The 20,054-nt window shown below is 65.8% G+C and carries 16 protein-coding genes; 5 read left to right on the top strand and 11 right to left on the bottom strand.

Features of this window, described 5'->3' with window-relative positions; translation table 11 throughout:
- Positions 1-15 precede the first annotated feature (15 nt).
- From EV283_RS12955 to EV283_RS12915, 9 genes are all read right to left on the bottom strand, one after another.
- Positions 16-1,044 carry a chemotaxis response regulator protein-glutamate methylesterase gene (locus EV283_RS12955; protein WP_130325919.1) on the bottom strand — a complete coding sequence of 343 codons (1,029 nt, stop codon included), beginning with the start codon at positions 1,042-1,044 and terminating at the stop codon, positions 16-18.
- Positions 1,041-1,928, bottom strand: coding sequence for a protein-glutamate O-methyltransferase CheR (locus EV283_RS12950; RefSeq protein WP_130325917.1), 888 nt, complete (start codon positions 1,926-1,928; stop codon positions 1,041-1,043). The genes EV283_RS12955 and EV283_RS12950 overlap by 4 nt, the downstream gene beginning before the upstream one ends.
- Positions 1,925-2,416, bottom strand: a complete 492-nt coding sequence (locus tag EV283_RS12945) for a chemotaxis protein CheW (RefSeq protein ID WP_130325915.1) — start codon at positions 2,414-2,416, stop codon at positions 1,925-1,927. The genes EV283_RS12950 and EV283_RS12945 overlap by 4 nt, the downstream gene beginning before the upstream one ends.
- The gene (locus EV283_RS12940) at positions 2,413-4,617 is read right to left on the bottom strand and encodes a chemotaxis protein CheA (RefSeq protein ID WP_242615956.1); all 2,205 of its coding nucleotides are present in this window, start codon (positions 4,615-4,617) and stop codon (positions 2,413-2,415) included. The genes EV283_RS12945 and EV283_RS12940 overlap by 4 nt, the downstream gene beginning before the upstream one ends.
- On the bottom strand, positions 4,608-4,973 hold the full coding sequence (locus tag EV283_RS12935) for a response regulator (protein ID WP_130325913.1): 366 nt from the start codon (positions 4,971-4,973) through the stop codon (positions 4,608-4,610). Before EV283_RS12935 ends, EV283_RS12940 begins: the two co-directional genes overlap by 10 nt.
- Positions 4,970-5,326: an STAS domain-containing protein gene (locus EV283_RS12930; RefSeq protein WP_242615955.1), complete on the bottom strand. Its 357-nt coding sequence runs from the start codon at positions 5,324-5,326 to the stop codon at positions 4,970-4,972. The genes EV283_RS12935 and EV283_RS12930 overlap by 4 nt, the downstream gene beginning before the upstream one ends.
- A gap of 46 nt (positions 5,327-5,372) precedes the next feature.
- Positions 5,373-6,257, bottom strand: a complete 885-nt coding sequence (motA, locus tag EV283_RS12925) for a flagellar motor stator protein MotA (RefSeq protein WP_130325911.1) — start codon at positions 6,255-6,257, stop codon at positions 5,373-5,375.
- Between the two features lie 82 nt (positions 6,258-6,339).
- Complete coding sequence (locus tag EV283_RS12920) at positions 6,340-7,176, bottom strand: class I SAM-dependent methyltransferase (protein WP_130325909.1); 837 nt, start codon at positions 7,174-7,176, stop codon at positions 6,340-6,342.
- On the bottom strand, positions 7,173-9,578 hold the full coding sequence (locus EV283_RS12915) for an HAD family hydrolase (RefSeq protein ID WP_130325907.1): 2,406 nt from the start codon (positions 9,576-9,578) through the stop codon (positions 7,173-7,175). Before EV283_RS12915 ends, EV283_RS12920 begins: the two co-directional genes overlap by 4 nt.
- A 135-nt stretch (positions 9,579-9,713) precedes the next feature.
- Here EV283_RS12915 and EV283_RS12910 point away from each other — a divergent pair, with 135 nt between their 5' ends.
- Complete coding sequence (locus EV283_RS12910; RefSeq protein WP_130325905.1) at positions 9,714-10,073, top strand: flagellar biosynthesis regulator FlaF; 360 nt, start codon at positions 9,714-9,716, stop codon at positions 10,071-10,073.
- Positions 10,074-10,425: 352 nt separating this feature from the next.
- Complete coding sequence (locus EV283_RS12905; protein WP_242615954.1) at positions 10,426-10,797, top strand: hypothetical protein; 372 nt, start codon at positions 10,426-10,428, stop codon at positions 10,795-10,797.
- Here the strand turns inward: EV283_RS12905 and EV283_RS12900 are convergent, their stop codons facing one another.
- Positions 10,798-11,418: a response regulator gene (locus tag EV283_RS12900; RefSeq protein ID WP_107959067.1), complete on the bottom strand. Its 621-nt coding sequence runs from the start codon at positions 11,416-11,418 to the stop codon at positions 10,798-10,800.
- Positions 11,419-11,436: 18 nt separating this feature from the next.
- Positions 11,437-13,413, bottom strand: a complete 1,977-nt coding sequence (locus EV283_RS12895) for an ATP-binding protein (RefSeq protein ID WP_130325903.1) — start codon at positions 13,411-13,413, stop codon at positions 11,437-11,439.
- A 504-nt stretch (positions 13,414-13,917) separates the two neighbouring features.
- On the opposite strand from EV283_RS12895, the gene EV283_RS12890 reads away from it, so the two are divergent.
- The 3 genes from EV283_RS12890 (at position 13,918) to EV283_RS12880 (ending at position 20,028) form a co-directional block, all read left to right on the top strand.
- Positions 13,918-16,053: a GGDEF domain-containing phosphodiesterase gene (locus tag EV283_RS12890; protein WP_130325901.1), complete on the top strand. Its 2,136-nt coding sequence runs from the start codon at positions 13,918-13,920 to the stop codon at positions 16,051-16,053.
- Positions 16,054-16,290: 237 nt separating this feature from the next.
- The gene (locus EV283_RS12885) at positions 16,291-17,673 is read left to right on the top strand and encodes a methyl-accepting chemotaxis protein (protein WP_165391785.1); all 1,383 of its coding nucleotides are present in this window, start codon (positions 16,291-16,293) and stop codon (positions 17,671-17,673) included.
- 324 nt (positions 17,674-17,997) lie between these two features.
- The gene (locus EV283_RS12880) at positions 17,998-20,028 is read left to right on the top strand and encodes an EAL domain-containing protein (protein ID WP_165391779.1); all 2,031 of its coding nucleotides are present in this window, start codon (positions 17,998-18,000) and stop codon (positions 20,026-20,028) included.
- The last annotated feature ends 26 nt before the right edge of the window (positions 20,029-20,054 follow it).

Genomic DNA, 20,054 nt, shown 5'->3' with positions numbered 1-20,054 from the left:
AATCGCTCCCAATTCTCATTTGCGGCACGCGCCGAGGATCGCCTCGGGCAGTGCGGACAAGGCGATTTCACGGTCGACGGCACCCAGCGCGAACGCCGCGCGCGGCATGCCGTAGACGACGCAGCTTTGCTGGGTCTGGCCCAGCGTCCGGGCGCCTGCCGTATGCATCGCCAGCAGGCCCTCGGCACCATCGCGACCCATGCCGGTCAGGATGACCCCGACCGCCGCGGGCCCCAGTTCGGCGACCGAATGGAACAGGACGTCGACCGACGGACGATGCCCGCTATAGCGTTCGCCCGCCCGCAGTTTGATCCGGCCATGGACGCCGCCCGCCAGTTCCATATGCGTGGTCCCTCCAGGTGCAATATAGACGGTTCCAGGCTTGATCGGCGTTCCGTCGCGCGCTTCGACGATGGTCAGCGCACATTCCTTGTCGAGCCGCGCGGCAAAGCCGGGGGTGAACGCGGCCGGCATGTGCTGGACGATCAGCACCGGCGGGCAATTGATCGGCAGCGCCTTCAGGATCGCGAACAGCGCCTCGACGCCGCCGGTGGAGGCGCCGATCGCGATCACCACGTCGCGCAGCGCGCGCGCCGATGGCGGCTGCAGCGCTACCGTGCAGACGGGCGCGCGACGCGCCTTGGACCGCGCCGCCGACTTCACGGTCGCGCAGAGTTCGGCCGAGCTGCGCGCGATGTCGTGCGGGTTGCCGGTCGGCTTGGCGATGCAATCGACCGCGCCCAGCCGCAGTGCCTCGATCGTCGCTTCCGCGCCGCGCGCGGTCAGCGAGGAGCACATGACGACGGGCATCGGCCGCAGGCGCATGATGCGGTCGAGGAAGGACAGGCCGTCCATCCCCGGCATTTCGATATCCAGCGTAAGGACGTCGGGGTTCAGTTCCTTGATCATCGCGCGCGCGGTTTCGGGCTCGGGCGCGATGCCGATGACCTCGATCTCGGGATCGGCGGCAAGCGTGCGCCGCAGCACCGCGCGCATCGACGCGCTGTCGTCGACGATCAGAACGCGTACCGGGCGGCCTCTCATGCGTCCGCCCCGCGCTTGGCGTAGATCGTCTGGCCGCAGCCGGTCATGTGCCGCGCCGCCGCGCCGATCAGGCGTTCGGAATGCCCGATATAGAGATACCCGCCGGGCGCGAGCATCTCGACGAACCGCGCCTCCAGCTCGGCCTTGGCCGCGTCGTCGAAATAGATCATCACGTTCCGACAGAAGATGACGTCGTATTTCCGGCGCATCGGCCATGCGTCAAACAGGTTGAGCACGCGCGCTGCGACCAGCGCGCGCGCTTCGTCCGCCATCACGAAATTCGCGCCGCTCTGCCGCATCCACGCCGTCCGGTAGGCGGCGGGCACGGGCTCGACGGTTTCGGCGGAATAGACGCCGCGGCGCGTGGCCTCGACGACGTGCGGCGCCAGATCGGTCGCCAGCAGGCGAACGTCGGACTCGCGCAGCCAGCCCGCCGACGCGCGATCCTGCCCGAGCAGGCACATCGCGATCGTGTAGACCTCTTCGCCGCTCGAACAGCCCGCCGACCAGATCCGCACCGGCTGGCGCCGCGCACGGTCCTTCAGCCAGGGCAGGGTGGTGCGGCGCAGATGCTCGAAATGATGGTTTTCGCGAAAGAAATGCGTGTGGTTGGTGGTTAGCGCGACGATCATCGCCGCACGCTCGACCGGATCGGTCTGGATCATCCGGACATAGTCGCGAAACGTCGGCACGCCGTGATCGCGCAGCCGCCGGCTGAGGCGCGATTGCACCAACGTCGTCTTGGCCTCGGTCAGGTGGATCCGCGCCTCGCTCTGCATGATCCGCGCGATCACCGCGAACTCGGTCCGGCCGAGCTCGGTCGTACCCAGCGGACCCGGCCCCGTGTCCCTGGCCCGATACGCCGAAGCGCACTCGTGGATCATGCCGCCAGCTCGAGCACGCGAGTCAGCCCCAGCGACTGGAGATCGAGCAGCAGGACCATCGTCGCGCCGTCCGCCGGAACGCCGTCCTGCGCGCGCGGCGCGACCTGGACGAGCCCGGCGATGACGCTCTGCTCGCTCACCTCGACTTCGGGTGCCGGCTGGATCTGATCCTCGTTGATCACGATGATGTCGGCGACCTCGTCGACCAGGAACCCGGCCTGCTTGCCCGCGATCGTGACGACCAGGATGCACGAGCGGGCATGCAGCACGCTCGGCGTCCAGCCGAGCCGCTCGGCGAGGCCGATGACCGGCACGACCGTGCCGCGCAGGTTGGTCACGCCCTTGATATAGGCGGGGACGCTCGGCAGCGGCGTCGGGTCCTCCCATTCGCGGATTTCGATCAGCGCCTTCATGTCGATCCCAAAGATCTGCTTGCCGAGCGAGAAGGTCACGATCTTGCGTTCACCGGGGGTGTTCAGCGTGCTCATGCCGCCAGTCCTTTCAAAGGTATGTTTGAGGCCATCGCGCCGGACGAGGCGACCAGCGCGTCGATATCGAGGATCAGCGCGATCGATCCGTCGCCAAGGATGGTCGCGCCGCCCAATCCGCGGATCGGGTACAGGTTCTGGTCGAGGCTCTTGATCACCACCTCGCGGCGGTCGTCGATCGTGTCGACCATCAGCCCGACATTGCCGACCGTCTCGCTCTCGACGATGATCACCAGCGATTCCTCGGGCAGGCGACGCGGTGCGTCCGCGAACCCGAACAGGTTGGTCAGGCGCTTGACGGGCAGGTAGCTGCCACGCAGTTCGATCACCTCGCTGGTCGGCGTCATCGGCCGCACCTGGCCGGGTTCGGGCCGGACCGTCTCGATCACGTTGGTCAGCGGCAACACGAAGCGCTGGCCGGCCAGCCGGACGATCATGCCGTCGAGGATCGCCAGCGTCAGCGGCAGGATCATCGTGAAGGTCGTGCCGACCCCGGGCGTCGACGTGATGTCGACGCGCCCGCCCAGCGCCTCGACGTTGGAGCGCACGACATCCATGCCCACACCGCGACCCGAGATGCTCGAGATCGTCGCCGCGGTCGAGAAACCGGGCGCACAGATCAGCTGGTCGATCTCCTCGTCGGACAGCACCGCATCGGCGGCGATGATGCCCTTGTCGATCGCCATCGCGCGCACCCGCGGCCGGTCGATCCCCTTGCCGTCGTCGCTGACGCGCACGAAGATGCGTGCGCCCTTCTGCTCGGCGGACAGCTTGATCACGCCCTCGGCGGGCTTGCCCGCGGCGATCCGGTCGGCGGGGCTCTCGACGCCGTGGTCTACCGCGTTGCGGATCATGTGGGTCAGCGGATCGCCGATCTTCTCGATCACGCCCTTGTCGACCTCGGTCGTCTCGCCGCTGATCTCTAGGATCACCTGCTTGCCGGTCTCCGCCGTCAGGTCGCGCAGCATTCGCGGCACGCGCGAGAAGGCCTGGCGGATCGGCTGCGCGCGCAGCGACATGACGTTGTCCTGAATCTCGCGCGTCAGCCGGGCGAGCTCGGGCAACTCGACGCGTTCCTGGTCGACCGGCGACAACCGGTCGGACAGGATCGAATTGCGGATCACGAGCTCGCCGACCAGGTTGAGCAGCATGTCGAGCTTGGTCAGGTCGACGCGGATCGTCTGGAGCACCGAGTCCATCGGCCGTGCTTCCGGCGGCGGCACGGGCGCGGCCGGCTTGTCCGCGGGCGGCGCGACCGTATCGACCAGCGTCAGCACCGGCGCGTCCGCCGGGTAGGGTTCGGCCACCAGCGGCGGCGGCGCGGGCGTCGGCGCTGGTGCGTCCGCCCGCGTAATCTCGATCAGCGAATCCGGCGCGACGAAGTCGAAGCACTCGGCGATCGCGCTTTCCTCGACGTTTCGCGGTACGGATAGCGTCCACACCAGATAGCTTTCCTCGGGGTCGAGGTCGCGCAGCGCGGGCAGCGCCGAGCAATCGACTTCGGTGATCACACCGCCCAGCCGCTCGAGCTCGCGCACCGTCAGCAACGGCTCCGCCCCGTTGCCCAGCGCCGCGCGCGAGGGTGCGAAGCGCACCGTCCAGGGCTGCGAGTCGTCAGGCCCAAGATCGTCTAGCGCGACGCCGACGGGTTCGAACCCGAACGGATCGAGTTCCTCAACCGTCGCCACCAGCGGCGTGAAGCCGAACTGATCCTCCGCGGGCTCAGCCGCGGCGGGCGGCGGCGGGGCTGGAGGCGGCGGGGCAGGCGCAGCGGGTGCGACCGCGGTGATCGCCACGCCGGACCCGGCGCCCTTGGTCGCGAGCACCTCCTCCAGCGCCGCCAGCGCAGCCGCGTCGGCGGGGGGCGGGGCCACACCCTGCGCCGCGCCGACATGATCGGCGAGCACGTCGAACGCAGCCAGCATCACCTTGGTCACCTCGGCGGTGGCGGGGATCTTGCCGCCGCGCACCTCGTCGAGCACGTTCTCGAAGCAATGCGAGAAGGCGAGCAGCGCGGAATGGCCGAACGCGCCCGACCCGCCCTTGATCGAATGGACCGCGCGGAACACGCCGCCGATGACCTCTTTCGAGACATCGCCCGCCGCCATGGCCGACAATCCCTGTTCGGCGACCGCAAGGCCTTCGGCGCATTCTTCGAAGAAGATCGCCTGGATTTCGTCGAGTTCGTCGCTCACGGGCATACACGGCGAATCGCCGCCCCCAGCTTCTCGGAATCGAACGGCTTGGTGATCCAGCCGGTGGCGCCGGCCTCACGCGCGCGCAGCTTCTTCTCGTCGGAGAATTCGGTCGACAGCACCAGGATCGGCGTGCCGCGGAACTGTGGGACGGCACGGACCGCCTCGATCAGTTCGAAACCGTCCATCTTGGGCATGTTGATGTCGGTGATGAGCAGGTCGGGGAGGACGTCGTGCATCCGCTCCAGCCCATGTTCGCCGTCATTGGCGCTTTCGATCCGAAAGCCTTGTGCGGTCAGCGACGCCTTGAGCAGCATCCGCATGCTCGCCGAGTCATCGACAGTTAGGATGAGCTTTTTCAAAGGGATATGTCCTTTCCGATCTCAAGTCCGATCGCGTCGGCCAGCTGGCAGGCGACGACGCGGTCGCGGAATGCGGCGCTCGCGCCCGTGTAGAGGAAGTCGTGGTCGCGCTCGGCGGCCTCGGTGCGCGCGGCGATCAGCAGTTGCAGCACCGCCTGGCCGACGCTCAGCGCACCGCTCGCGTCGATCTCAGTCGCCATCGCGTGATCGGCGGCCATGATGAGCTGGTTGCGCAGGTCTTCCGCCGTCACCGTGGCGCCGTGGCCGCCGAGGTAGATCGAGCCGAGGTCCAGCCCCGAGACGGCAGCCGGCGCGGCGTTGGTCAGGGCCTCATCCGGGACGGGCGAGTCCAACGGAGGGACGTTCAACGCGGGCGGCACGGGGGCGTCCGACACGGGCTCAGGCTGGGATTGCGTTAAGGTCATTTTTCGCCTCGTCGAGTGTGGTCTCGAGTTGCTGGAAGGAAGGTGCGAAGGACGACGGGATCATCCGGCGTGCGATCTCGACCGCGACTTGCGTCGGCAGGCCCTGCGCGTGGCCGATGATCGCGGTCTTCGCGATGACGAAGGGCTTGCAGTCGTCCTCGACGATCGACAGCAGTTTCGAGGCGAGCGGCCCGACCAGGCAATAGGCGAGCAGCACGCCGAGGAAGGTGCCGACCAGCGCGCCGCCGATCATCGCGCCGAGCACCTCGACCGGCTGGTCGATCGACGCCATCGTCTTGATGACGCCCAGCACCGCGGCGACGATCCCGATCGCGGGCAAGCCGTCGGCCATGGTCTGCAACGCCATCTGCGGCAGCAGTTCCTCGCCATGATGCTTGTCGATGTCGTTTTCCATTGCCTCGGCGAGCTGGTTCGGATCCTCGAAGTTGATCGTCATCATCCGCAGATAATCGCAGATGAACTCGACCAGGTGATGGTCGGCGAGAAGCCGGGGATAGGGGGCGAACAGCCGGCTGCTCGCGGGATCGTCGAGATGGGGTTCGATGCCCGTCGCGCCGCCCTTCTTGAAAGTGGTCAGCAGCCCGAACAGCAGCGTCAGCAGGTCGCGATAGTCGCTGTCCTTCCAGCGCGCGCCCTTGAACGCGCGCATCACGCCCTTGCCGGCGTTCTTGACGGTCGCCATCGAGTTGCCGACGACGAACGCGCCGATCGCCGCGCCGCCGATCGCCATCAGCTCGTGCGGCAAGGCTTCGAAGATGACGGCCATCTTGCCGCCCGACATCAGGAAGCTGCCGAACACGCATCCGAGAATGAGAAGGAAACCGACGCCGTTCGCCATGATGAGGACCAAGTCTCCGTCGAGTGCAGGGGTATTTGTTTATAGGAGAATGCCGATCCCCGACGCGTCCGGACCGGTCGAATTACCGCGCCGTGCGACGCTGGTCCTGCGCCGCGGCGTCCTGCCACTCGATCACCTTGAGGTAGTTCAGCAGCCGGTTGCGCTCGAGCGTCGCGAGCAGCCGGTTCTCGTGGAAGGGCGCGACCAACTCTGCGAGCGCCGGGCTCCAGGCGGCTTCGGCGTCGAACAAGACGCCCAGCCCGAACACCGCGGGGACATGCGCGAACGCCAGCACCCGCCCGGTATCGCCGACACCTGCGATGAAGTCCTCGACCGCGGTCAGCACGCCGTTGCGCGGGCCCCCCGACACATTGGCCATCGCCCAGGCATCCTCGCCGCGAAACCCCTGGCCCGGCACCAGCTGCACCTGATCGAGCATCGCGCCCGCACCAAATTCATGCGCGTGGCGATAGGCGTCGGGAACGCGCGCCGGAGCATAATACATGTCGCGCCGGCCGGTCGGCCAGCCGACGTCGTGGACGAATGCGAGCAGCGGCGTGCCGTCACGCTCGCATGCGGCGTCGGCCGCCAGCAGCTCGTGCAGTACGGTGTAGTAATTATGGTCGCCATCGATCAGCCACGCATCGACGTCGCGCAGCTCTGCGATCACCTCCAGGCTGGGGGCGGCAAGATGCGTGACGTGCGGCGTTTGCGCGGCCCAAGCGACGAATGCGGGGGCAGGCGCCGGGTCGATGCTGGTCAGCCGGCCGTCGACGGTGCCGGCATAGTCGGCCAGCACCTGCGACATCCCGCCGAACTCGGCACCGATCTCGACGACATGGCGCGCGCCCGCCAGCTCCAGCCCGCCGAGGATCAGGTCGGTGAACTCGGTCATCGAATGGATCAGCAGGTTGGTCATCGCGCCACCTCCGCGATTGCGGGCGTCACGGCAGTTGCATGCGGCGTATCGACCGCGTCGCGGGTGACGATCGGGCGGAACACGACCGCCAGCATCATCGCGCGCGCGTCGATGCGCTTGGGCGGCGGGATCATCATGAACGCGGCGCGGTCCTCGCACCGGAACAGGTGCGGCCCGGCCTGCTCGATGCCCTCCAGCGTCGGCATTGCGGCGACCTCTTCGGCGCCCGCGCGCTGCCGCTCGCTGAGGAAGCGGTCGACCGGCATGAACACCGCGCTCTCCACCTGCAGCCATTCGTAGAGCTGGCCGAACTGCAGCCCGATCGCATAGCGGCAGTCGCTGATAGGGATCGGCGCGACGAAATAGCCGTCATGCGTCGGCGTCGCGGTGATCGTCGCGGTGTCGACCGTGCGGCCGTCCGCGATCAGGACGGGCAGGGTGATCGTCCGGTCGATGAAATCGGCATATTTCAGCGCGAGCCCGAACCGCTTGTGCGCCAGCAGCGTCAGCTTGACCGCGAGCCCCTCGCCGTTAAGCTCGGCGGGCAGATACATGCGCTCGGATCCGCGCATGTAGAACAGCCCGCGCTGGCGCAGGCCGCGCTGTGCGATGGCGCGGTCGAACAGCGGCACGACGTCGCCGCCGCCGAGATTGACGTCGTGCTGGAACTGCTCGAGCACCGCCAGCTCGTCCGGCATCGGCAGGAACATCAGCCGCGCCAGCACCGCGGCCGCGCCCCGGCGCAGCCCGTCGATGTCGGTCACGGGCGTCGCGCGGACGATCGGCGCGACCGCCTCGCGCGCGTAGCGGATCGCCCCGCGCTGCACCGCGTCGCGCGTCTCGCTCTGCGCGCCCTTGATCGCATTCGCCGCGCGCACCGTCCGCCCGTCGGCGGTATAGTCGATGACCGAGCCTTGCGCCGCGGTGCACAGCTGTTCGAGCACCGCGACATTGCCGCACAGCGCTTCGAGCGTATTGGCATCATAGCCGCGCTCATCGATGAAGCCGCGCTTGTCGAGACCCGGCATGTCCTGTTCGCGCAACAGCAGATATCGGCCCGCGACCTCGACGCCCAGTGTCGCGCGCAGCAGCGGTTCGATCTGGTTCTGGACCGATCCGTTATACCCCAGGTCGACCAGCATCAGCGTATCGCCCGCGGCCGGCGCCACGGTCGCGCGCAGATAGCTGCACAGCCGCTCGGCAAAGGCGCGCGCGCGTTCCAGGATACGTGCCATGCGCTGCGGCGCGCGGATCGCCCGCACCAGCGTCGCATGCGCGCCCTGCGCCGACAGCTCGCGCTTCAGCACCGCGATCTCGGCCGGCTCGAACAGCAGCTGCGTCAGGATCGCGTCCGGCGGACTGCCCGCTTCCCCCTCGAGATAGCGCGTCACGTCGGCCTCGTTTGCAAGCGTCGCCGCGGTCGCGGTGAAGCGGCTGATCTCGATCGCGTGTGCGTCCGCATCCGGCGCCACCGCGTCCTGGACGAGTTTCGGCAGATGGCCGTCGCGCATCAGGAACAGGACATGCACCCGGTGCCCGGACGCCGCGCGCAGCGTCGCCGCCTCCTGCGCGATCCAGTCCGCGAATCCGCGGAGCACGGGCCCGATCGTGGTGAAGCCGAGCCGCTCCGCCGGATCGTCGATCCCCGGCTCCGCGATCGCGATCGCCGCGCGGTGCGGCTGCACGTTGGGCCCGCCCGCGTGGATCATCGCGCTCGTCGCCGCTTCGAGCCGCAGGCGTTGCTCGGTGGTCGCGGAGAATTGCTTCAGGTGCAGCGCGCGCACGCCCGCCTTCTGCCCCGCGATCAGATCGGCGGCGCGGTTGTCGCCGATATGCAGGATCGCGTCCCGCCGCAGCTGCAACTCCGCCACGACCTTGCCGATCAGCCCCTCGCCCTTCGACATGCCGTATTCGGACGAGCAGAAGATCCGGTCGATCAGTGCCCGCACGTTGTCGCCCGCCGCGGTGGCGATCAACGCGCCAAGCTGATCCTTATCGAGATAGGTGTCGCTGACGATGATGATCATCAGTCCCCGCGCGCGCGCCGCCTGCATCAGCGCGATCACCGGCGCGAAGCCGAAACAGTGGCGCGCCTCGGTCGCCAATTCGTGCGCCACCATCGCGGCGCGCGCCTCGGCGGTCGCGTTCGGCGCGAGTTCGGCGTAGATCTCGGCGATGCCTACCTCGTTGCGCCGCCGTCGAAGCGCTGCGGTGCCGCGCGCGCGCTGCTCCGCCCAGACCCGTTGTTGAGGATTGGGCGCGCCGAGCGCGCCGAATACGTCCTGCGGCGCATGCGTATCGCGCCACAGCAGCGTATCGAAACAGTCCAGCGACAGGACGCGCAGGTCGGGCCACGCGTCGAGCGCGGTTGCAAGATCGCAGGCGAGGATCGTGTCGGTCATGAGGGCTGGTCCTCGGCTTGGAAAAGTCGATGGGAAATGCGCTCTTTCATTATAGGATGACCGGCGCGTTGCGCGTGCGGGCGCACATCCTCGGCCGAATCGTCTAGAATGCGGTATCAGCCCGGAGGAATGGTCATGTCGCTCAACGCCTATCAACGCGCCCGCAGCATCGTCGAGACGCCTCGCCAGGCCGAGCGCCGCCTGATGTGCGAGATCACCCGCGAGATGGTGCAGGCGCGCGATGCCGGCCGGATCGGCGGTGCGCTGATCGAGCCGCTCCATCGCAATCGCGAATTGTGGAGCACCTTCTCGTCCGCCTGCGGCAGCAGCGGCAACGCGCTGCCCCCGGCGATGCGCGCGAGCATCGTGTCGCTCGCCTTGTGGGTCGATCAGTTCACCAGCCACGTCGTCGTCGGCCGGGAATCGATCGACGACCTGATCGCGGTCAACCGCGATATCATCGACGGGTTGTCGGGCACCGGTCTGCCGGGCTGACCGATCGACGCGGGTACCTCATCCGCCCCGCCACGAACGATCGCCTGCGGATCCTCTGCGCGACAGGACTTTGGCGCTTGGATCGGGCGCACCGATAGTCAGCCGTCGCCCTGCGATGAATACGTAGTTCGCATCATGGCGATCCACCTGCGCTATAGTAAAAATAGGTAAAGGCGTAACACAGCTCGTCGGATCTCAATGTGTTTGCTGCAGACGCGTGACATTCGCAGGGTGACTGTGCAGGGTTGGGTCGGAATAGGTAGTTATACTTAATTTTGCGGTGTAACTATACTCACAATGGTGTGTATAAGGCTGCGATGTTCCAGGATGCGAACCCCATATCCGTGAAAGGGTGTTGAACGCGATGCGGCGGCCGCTGATCCTGGCGATCGTGGATCCCGGTTTGCGATCCATTCTTGCGGCATATCTCACCATGGCCGGCGAAACGCCAATCTCAACCGCCGACCATCTTGATCCGACGCTCGACGCGACGCTGCGCGACCGGGCGATTCTGGTCATCGAAGAGCCGCTGATCGCGTCGGCACCGCGCGACTGGACGGAGACGTTGCGCGATCAGTGCTGGACGGGGTTCGTGATCATCATCGCGCACACGCTGCACGAGCCTGTCCCTGAAAATGACGGTGTCGCGCTGGTCGACCGCCATAGTGCCCCCGCTGCGATCCCGCCGATCATCCAGCGATGGCGAAGCCAACCGGCGCTCTGATCATTCGATCGGGACGAGTCCCGCCGCAAACGCGATGCGCAACGCCTCGGACAGGCTGCGCACGCCGAGCTTCGTCATCAGCTTGGCGCGATGAATCTCCACCGTCCGCGGGCTGATGTCGAGATCATAGGCGATCAGCTTGTTGGCGCGTCCCTCGATCAGGCCGAGCAGCACGTCCTGCTCGCGCTGCGTCAGGCTGTCGACGCTCTTGCGCGCGCGTTCGGCGACCGAGGCCTTTTGCTGATCCTGCTCGATGATCTTGAACGCGCCCTCGACCGCCTGCAACAGCAGGCCCGGATCGCAGGGCTTTTCGAGGAAGTCGAGCGCGCCCAGTTTCCACGCCCGCACCGCCACCGAGATCGCGCCCTGTCCGGTCAGGATGATCGCGCCGAACCGGCTTGGCAGGTCGGCGATCGCCTCCAGCACGTCGAGCCCGTTCATTCCCGGCATGTTGTAGTCGAGCAGGATGCAGCCGGGTTCCAGTTCATCGATCTGCGCCATGAAGTCCTCGCCCGATCGAAACGTGAAGACCATCAGGCTGGGTTGCGTCGCCAGCAGGCTTTGCAATCCGGCGCGGACCGACTGGTCGTCGTCGACGATGTAGATGCTGCGAGTTGCCATCGGACTCTCCTTCGGGCGCTAGACGTCGATATGGGGCAGGGTGAAGCGAAAGATCGCGCCACCCTCCGGTCGGTTGGCGGCGGTCAGTGTGCCGCCATGGGCCTCGATGATGCGGCGCGAGATCGATAGCCCAAGGCCCATTCCGGTGCCGTGTTTGGTCGTGAGGAACGGCATGCCGAGCTGTTCGATCATCGCCGCGTCGATACCGGGACCGGTGTCGGCGACGCTGAACGCCACCGTCTCGGGGTCGATCAGCTTGGTGGTAATCGTGATCATTCGGTTGTCGGCTGGGCATTTGCTCAGCTCGTCCATCGCGTTGCGGAGCAGGTTGACGAACACCTGCTGGATCTGGACCCGGTCGGCGAGCACGTTGACCGCCGCCGGGTCGATATCGAACACGAGCTGAATGTCGTATCGTCCGCCGTCGAGGAACGTCACCGCGACCGCGTCGTCGAGAATCTCGGCGATCGGCTCGTTACGTGCCTCCGCGTCGTCGTTGCTGGTGAACGTGCGCATGCGGCGGATGATCTCGCCGGTGCGCAGCGCTTGCTGGGACGCCATCCGGATCAACGCCAGTCCGCGTTCGCGTTGCGTGTCGTCGTCGGGCAGATGCTCGATCGCGCCGAGGAAATAGACCATCGCGGCGAGTGGCTGGTTAAGCTCGTGCGCAAGCCCCGCCGCCATCTCGCCCATTGCGCTCAAGCGCGACACGTGCAGCAATTCGCCACGTATCGCCGCCAGCCGTTCCGCGTCCGCCAGCCGCCCGGAAATATCTTTCCAGAAGCCCGTGAAGATACGGTTCTGCCCGACCTGCATGTCGCCTAGCCGCAGTTCGATCGGGATCGTCGTGCCGTCGGATCGGCGTGCATAAAGTGGGCGGGCGCCGTCTGAGACGTCGTGCAGCCCGGTCTCCAGATACCGCGCGACGTGCGACGCCATCGCGTTACGACCCGGCCCCGTCGCCAAGATCTCGACATTGCAGCCGATCACTTGCTTGGCGTCATGGCCGAAGATCCGCTCGGCGGACGCGCTGAACGCCTTGATGGTGCCCTGTTCGTCGAACACCACCAGCGCGGACGGCACTGTCTGCAGGATCGACCGCAACAGCTCGTGCTGTTCTAGCAGTTCGGCTTCGCGCTCGCTGCGGATCAACGTCGTCGCTTCGGCCAACGCGACATGCTCGGCCGACACCATCGCCATCGACCACAGCATCAGCGCCGAGAAGATCGCGATATTGCCCCCGGCGATGACGATGTCGGCGATGAGCTGCGGGAGCACCTCACCGAAGCTCATGAAGATGTCGAACAGCGCGATCAGCGCGGGGGCCAGTATGACCACCGGAAAAATGCGTCGAAATATCCTGCCGGGCGTCGCGCCGAGCGCCAGGATGTCGGACCAGCCGAACCGTCCGCGCCACACCAGCAGTGCGATCCCGATCGGGATTGCCTGCGCGACCGGCAGGAGCGCCGGCAGCATGGCCTGCGCTGCCGCATCCGCCGCCTCTACGCGCGTGATGACGGCGATGCCCGAGATGATCGACACGCCCATCGCCACGCTCGTCAAGCCGATGACCGCCCATGTCGTGCTGCGACCCTGGCGGTTGACGATCGCGGCGGCGGCGGTCAGCATAGCCAGCGTCGCGACGGTGATCATGCTCACCGGCTCGACCTCGTCGATCAACGCGGCGGCGCGCGGCCGGTCCCACAACTCACCAAGGACCGACTGGACGCCGAACCCCATGTCGAGCGCCTGGCGGAGCATCGCGAGCGTCAGAATGACGAGCGGAACCGCAAATAACAGGCGTCTGCGCTTCGTCCAGCCGCGCACTCCGCCGATCACCGCGCCAGCGAGCGCCATATAGGCAAGTATCGCCAGCGGATTGGCAGCGTGGCCGGCGCCGGTAAATCCTCCGGGCAGCGCATATCCCGCCGACCAGGCGAGCAACCCCGCGCCGCCCAGAGCAACCGCAAGAAGCGCGTAGGGTTCTATCCGCACGACACCCGGTTTAGGTGCGCCGGTAGTGTTTTTGGAATGTCGCCTCATCGTATCCGCGAACTCACCCAAAACGGTTTTAAATCATCATGACAGGCAGATACTGTATAGTGACCGGTCTATCCAAAATTTGTATCGCTGATATAATTTAGATTTAGCACCATGCGAAGCTAAGGATGCCCAATGTGTTTGCTAAACAAATAACAGAGGGTGAATAAATTGCATTGCGACGGATTAGTATAATAATGTGAGGGTGGGGTTGCGGTGACGAGAGGCGCGTGCCGCGCTCAGCATGATTTGCATGGCAAAACGAGTTGGACGGCGGTCGTGATGAACACGGTCGGGAGGTAATTTCGACTACCTCCGCATCATTTTAGTGATCCGCCCGCCATTTTCGCTGCCGCCGTCTATAATGCGTTGAGTGCTTGATGGATGTTCATCGGAAAAGTCTGCGGAAACGACCGCGGGCGATTTCACGAGTAGAGGTTCGAGAGCCGGCGGGGTGTCATGAAGAGTATCGGAACAGCACTCCTCAGAGTCCAGATCCTGGGCCTGATCCTGTACGGACTGGTCACGTGCGGCGTGCTTTCCGCGCTGTATATGTCCCGCGTTGCGGCCAATCAGCATGATCGCCAGTTGCGCAGCCTGGTCACCGCCGAAGAGATTGCCGATCGCCTGTCCGAACAGCGGCTCGTCGAAGACGATCTGGCTCAGCACACCAACGCGAAAACCGCGGCCGTGGTCGCCCACAACCTCACTGCGCTGGACGCAAAGATCGCCACCCTGAAAGATCTCGCTGACCGGCCATCCGGCCGCACCGATATCGCGGCGTTCGATCGGTCGTGGGATCGGTACGCGCTGCACGCACGCCAGTGGATGGCGATCGCGCTGCGTGCGCCGCGGTCGCCGCAAGCCATTGACTATCGAGACCGCTTGAACGTCGCACACCGTCGTCTGAACGCCGCTATTGATACGCTCATCGGCAAGCTGGCCGGCTATTCCGCCGTGATGGATGCGAAAGCCAGGTTCATCGGCGACATGATCATCCTCACGCTGTTCACACTGGCCCTACTCGGCGCAGCGCTGAGATTGCTGCTTTTGCGATACGTTCGAGAAAGGGTCGTTCGTCCACTGACCGGGATCACCACCTCGCTGTCGGATCTCGCTGCGGGCAACCTCGATGTCGTCGTCAGCGGTGGCGAGCGCGAGGATGAAGTCGGTGCCCTGGTCCGAGCGCTCGAGATTTTCCGTCTCCGCGCACGCGAGCTTGAAGTCGCGCACCGCGAAACGCGCGAGGCGCAGGCCCATGCCGACAGCCTGGCGCGGAACGATATCCTCACCAGCCTTCCCAATCGGCGGCAGTTCGTCGACTCGCTCATGCGCGCGACGCAGGACCCTGCAGCGCCCTGCGCGGTGCTGCTGATCGACCTGAAGCGCTTCAAGCCGATCAACGAGATGCACGGCTATGAAATCGGCGACATGGTGCTGTGCGAGCTGGCCGACCGGTTCGTTCGCCATCGCAACGATCTCGGCGTCATTGCGCGACTGGGTGGGGACGAATTCGCCGTCGTCGTCCCGCTACATGACGGCACCGACACTGCGATCCAGACCGGGCAGCGGATTCGTGACATTGTGCTGCAACCCATAGACATAGCGGGTTCCAGGCTTGAGGTCGGCGCCACCATCGGTATCGCGCTCTATCCGCAGGACGGCTCGACTCCGTCGGCGCTCCTGCGCGCGGCGGGGCTCGCTTTGTATCGCGCCAAGCGCGAGACCGGCGCATCGTGCCAGCTGTTTGATTCGTCGATGCATGACCTGGCCGAGCAGCGTGCGTTTATCGACGCCGACCTGCGACGCGCGATCGCGGATGGCGAGATCCGCCCTTATTATCAGCCGCTTGTCGGCATCGAGCACGGCGAAGTGGTCGGGTTCGAGATATTGGCGCGCTGGCATCACCCGACGCGTGGCATCATCATGCCCGACAAGTTCATCGCGGCGGCGGACGAGCGTGGCCTGCTTACCGACATGACTTACCAGATCTTCCGCCGTGCCTGCGAAGATGCGCGGCCATGGCCGTCCAACCTGTCCCTGTCGCTCAATCTCGCACCGAGCCAGCTGAGCGACCCCCTGCTGGCCGCCCGGCTGAAGGCGATCCTTGACCAGACCGGGATCGCGCCCGAACGGATCGAGATCGAAGTGACGGAGAATGCTCTCATCACCGATCTCGAGGCTACCAAGACGTTGCTGCTGGCGCTGCGTGATATGGGCATGACGATATCGCTGGACGATTTTGGCACCGGATATGCAAGCCTGTACCAGCTGCGTGACCTGAAGTTCGACAAGATCAAGATCGACCGGTCGTTCGTCGAACGAATCGAGCGGCTCGAGCAGGAGGGCGAGTGCAATATCCTCGTCCGCGCGATGATCAGTCTGGGCAAGAGCTTGGGTCTATCGACGACTGCCGAAGGCATTCAGGATCCCGAGCAGCTTGCGCACCTCGCCGATTGGGGATGCGACTTTGGCCAGGGCTATCTGTTCGGCAAGGCGATGACCGCAGCGCAGGCGTCTCAGTTCGTCGTGACGAATGGCGCGAGCCTTCCACGGGTTTCGGTTTCCGGCCAGGCCTCAGCCACCGCACGCTGACGGCCACGCGCGCAGTCTCACACGCGCGCGCCTGATCGTCGTTTCCCCCCCGCGCCAACGGATCGCGATCGCCGCGCCCGCGGTAGAAGCAGCCGGCAAGTCGCCCGGCATCCCGCGTCGTAGGGCGCAGACATTGGTACAATATTGTCTCACCGCACGCGCCGTAGGGTAATTCGCGTCTAAAATAAGTGTAGCAACGGCCTGTTTCGGGCCAGTCTCCGAAAGATCCGTATAATGATGACCTGGTATCGTGAAGCTGCCCCAATCCGGCAAAAACTGTTCGTGACGTTCTGCATCATGACTGCACTGGTTGCGGTTGGGGCATTGGGCGCAACTTTGGCGACTTGGATCGCCGGACCGGTCGTCGGAATTGGGGTTGCGGCGGCATCAGCGGCGGTGACCGCAATCGCGGGCGCCTGGTTCCGCGCTGCTATCGCCGACCCGTATGTGACGACGGTCGTACGCATGGAGGCACTTGCCGCCGGCGACCTGTCGAGCCCGATCCAATTTACGGATTATGCCGACTGCGTCGGCCGCATGACCACGGCGATGTTCACCTTCCGCGATACGGCGGTGGCGCAGAAGGACAATGCGGTCGAGCAGAAAGCCGTCGTCGACACCGTGTCTGCCCATCTCGAAGAACTTGCGGCAGGCGATCTTATGGCCGAGATTGAGGTTGATTTCCCGCCCGAATATGCGGCGCTAAAGACCAACTTTAATGCAGCGCTCGACAGTCTGCGCGCGCTCATCACGTCGGTCAGCGACGGCGCGGCGACGATCCGGACGGGCTCGAGTGAGATCGCCCAGGCATCCGAGGATCTGGCGCGACGCACCGAAGGCAATGCCGCCAGCCTGGAAGAGACGGCCGCTGCGGTCACGCAGATGGATGGTCGGCTGAAGGCCACTGCGGTCGCCGCGCAGAGCACGGTCGGCCGTGCCGACCAGGCGATCGAGACCGTCGGCAGCGGCCGTGCGGTCGCTGCCGAGGCGGTGCAGTCGATGGGGCGCGTGTCCGAAAGCGCCAAGGGCATCGACAGCGTGATCGAGGGGCTCGACAAGATCGCGTTTCAGACGCGCGTGCTGGCGATGAATGCGGCGGTCGAGGCCGGTCGGGCCGGTGACGCCGGGCGCGGCTTTGCGGTGGTAGCCGATCTGGTTTCCGCTCTGGCGATGCGGGCCGAGGAAGAAGCCAAGCGTGCGCGCGACCAGCTGACCGCAACGCAGACCGAGATCGTGATCGCGGTGAAGGCAGTCCAGAAGGTCGACGGCGCGCTTGAAGGTATTTCGGGCGATGTCGGCCAGGTCCATGAATTGCTGGCGACGATCGCGACGGACAACCAGGCGCAGTCCGCTGCGATCACCCAGATCTCGGCAGCAGTCCGCGCTATGGATGAATCGACGCAGCAGAACGCCGCGATGGTCGAGGAGACTTCGGCGGCCGCGCGCAACCTGAGCGGCGAAGTCGGCGCGCTCACTGAGGCGGCGGAGCGCTTCAACATCGGCGGCTCGGGTGTGCGGACCAAGGTGCGTCGCGTGTTTGGCAATGGCGATTTCGCGCCAAACGCTGCCGGCGCCGCGCGGCCCTTGCCGGCCGCCGCGGTCCACGCGCTGCTCCGCTAGGACAGACGCGACCGTCCCGATCGCGGCGTTTCGCTCGTGGTGATCCCGGCGCAGTCGCGCGTTCACGAACGCTTCGAACTGGGGCAGCCCACTATCTGCCCGAGGGGGGCGGTCCTACACATGCATCCCGAACGCGCTGTTCGGATCCTCGGGGGGGATGGCGAGCGACAGCCTTCAAAGGCATCGGGCGGACCTCCCCAGCTTGCAGCGGAAAGACGCGGAGGAAGTCGGCAGGCGCTCCACGATCGGACGAGACGTCTGCGATCGGTGGCGAGCGCAGTACCGGCACGTCGCGTCCAGATACTGGGCATACAGGAAAAACGAATGTTTCAGCGTTTCACGGCATTGCTGAACCTGGAGCCCGATCCGGGCATCGTCATCGCACAATATGGCGAGCTGCGCCGCCAGAACCCGATGCTGTACGCCCTGCTCATCATTAATACGCTCGCGGTATCCTATACCCATTATGCCTATGCGCCCGTCTGGCTGACGGTCGGGGCGGCGGGGGTGTTGATTGTTTATTGTGTTGGGCGCCTGATCTTCTGGCTGATGTTTGCGGAGCGGGCGAGCACCATTACGGTCGAACGCGCGGGAAGCGCGTTGCGCGGGACGATGATCCTGGCGGCGTCGGCGGCGATGATCTTCCTGGGCTGGGCGGCGATGCTCGATCAATATGGCGGGCCGCTCGAGCGTGCGCATATCGCCGTCTTCACCGCGGTCACGGTGATCGGCTGCATCTTCTGCCTGGTGTACGTCCCGCAGATCGCGTTGATGGTCAACGGCCTCGTGATGACGTCTGTGCTCGTTTATTACCTGTATATCGGCAACGCGGTCCTGATCGGGATCGCGCTGAACGTCGCGCTCGTCTCCGCGGTCATGATCCAGGTCCTGCTCAACAGCTTCGACGGATTTGCCACGCTGATCCGCTCGCAGGCGATCCTCGCCGCGCAACAGTTCGAGACCGAGCGGCTGGGGCTGGACAATGCCCGGCTCGCGCTGACCGACGCGCTGACCGGACTGCCCAACCGCCGCTTCTTCTTCTCCCGCCTCGACGACATCCTGCGCGAGCACACGGAAAGCGGCGAGCGGTTCGCGATCGGCGTGTTCGATCTGGACGGGTTCAAGCCGATCAACGACACCTATGGCCATATCGTCGGCGACCGGCTGCTCGTCGAGGTCGGGAGTCGGCTCGCGGACGTCGCGGATGACGACCTGATCGTCGCGCGGCTCGGCGGCGACGAGTTCGGGCTGATCGTCCAGACCGACATCGACGGCGTGCAGGCGACCGGACAGCGTATATGCGAGCTTTTGTCGCAACCCTTCTACATCAACGAGCAGCGCCTCACGATCGGCTGTTCGGGCGGGGTGGCGATCTTCCCCGATGCGGGCAAGACCGCGAACGCGCTGTTCGATCGATCCGACTACGCGCTCTACAACGTCAAATCGACGCGGCGCGGCGGTTGCGCCCTGTTCTCGGCGGAGCAGGAGATGCGGATCCGCTCCGATCGCGCGGTCGAGGCGGCGCTCCAGTCGGCCGATCTCCAGGCCGAACTCAATGTCGTCTTCCAGCCGCTGATGTGCATTGACACGATGACGATCCTGGGTGTCGAGGCGCTGGGGCGCTGGACGAGCCCGCTGGTCGGGGTGATCGCGCCCGAGCGGTTCATCGCGACCGCCGAGCGCATCGGCCTGATCAACCAGATCACGATCATGCTGTTCCGCAAGACGCTGACCAACCTCGCGGTGCTGCCCAAGACCATCGGGCTCTCGTTCAATCTTTCGGCGCACGACATCGTTTCGGCGAAGACCGTCGACCAGCTGATCGAGGCGATCGCGCAGCAGGGTGCCGATCCCGCCCGCATCACCTTCGAGCTGACCGAGACCGCGCTGATGCGCGATTTTGATTCAGCGATCGTCGCCATCGGTCGACTGCGCGCGCTGGGAATCCAGATCGCGCTCGACGATTTCGGCACCGGCTATTCGAGCCTGAGTTCGCTCCACCGCCTCCCGCTCGACAAGGTCAAGGTCGATCGGAGCTTCATCGCGCGACTGGACGATGACCCCGGCAGCAAGATCATGGGGGCCATTCTCGGCTTGTGCACCACGCTTCACCTCGCCTGCATCATCGAGGGCATCGAAACCGAGCAGCAGCTCGGTGAGGTCCGCCGCCTGGGCTACTCGATCGCGCAGGGCTATCTGTTCGCGCGCGCGATGCCGATGACCGCGCTGCTGGCGTGGCTCGCGAGCGGCAGCGGCGGCGCGCCTTATGCGTGTGCGATCGAGCGCGCCGCGCGCAGCGGTGCGGTGAGACCGGTACCGCGGCTTGTTCGATCGGAGCGCAGCGCCGGCCAGTGACGCTGCGGCGGGCGGTCAGTCCCGAC

It is taken from the genome of Sphingomonas sp. BK036 (assembly GCF_004216825.1).
Taxonomy (GTDB): domain Bacteria; phylum Pseudomonadota; class Alphaproteobacteria; order Sphingomonadales; family Sphingomonadaceae; genus Sphingomonas.
This window is presented reverse-complemented; position numbering and strand designations above follow the sequence as displayed.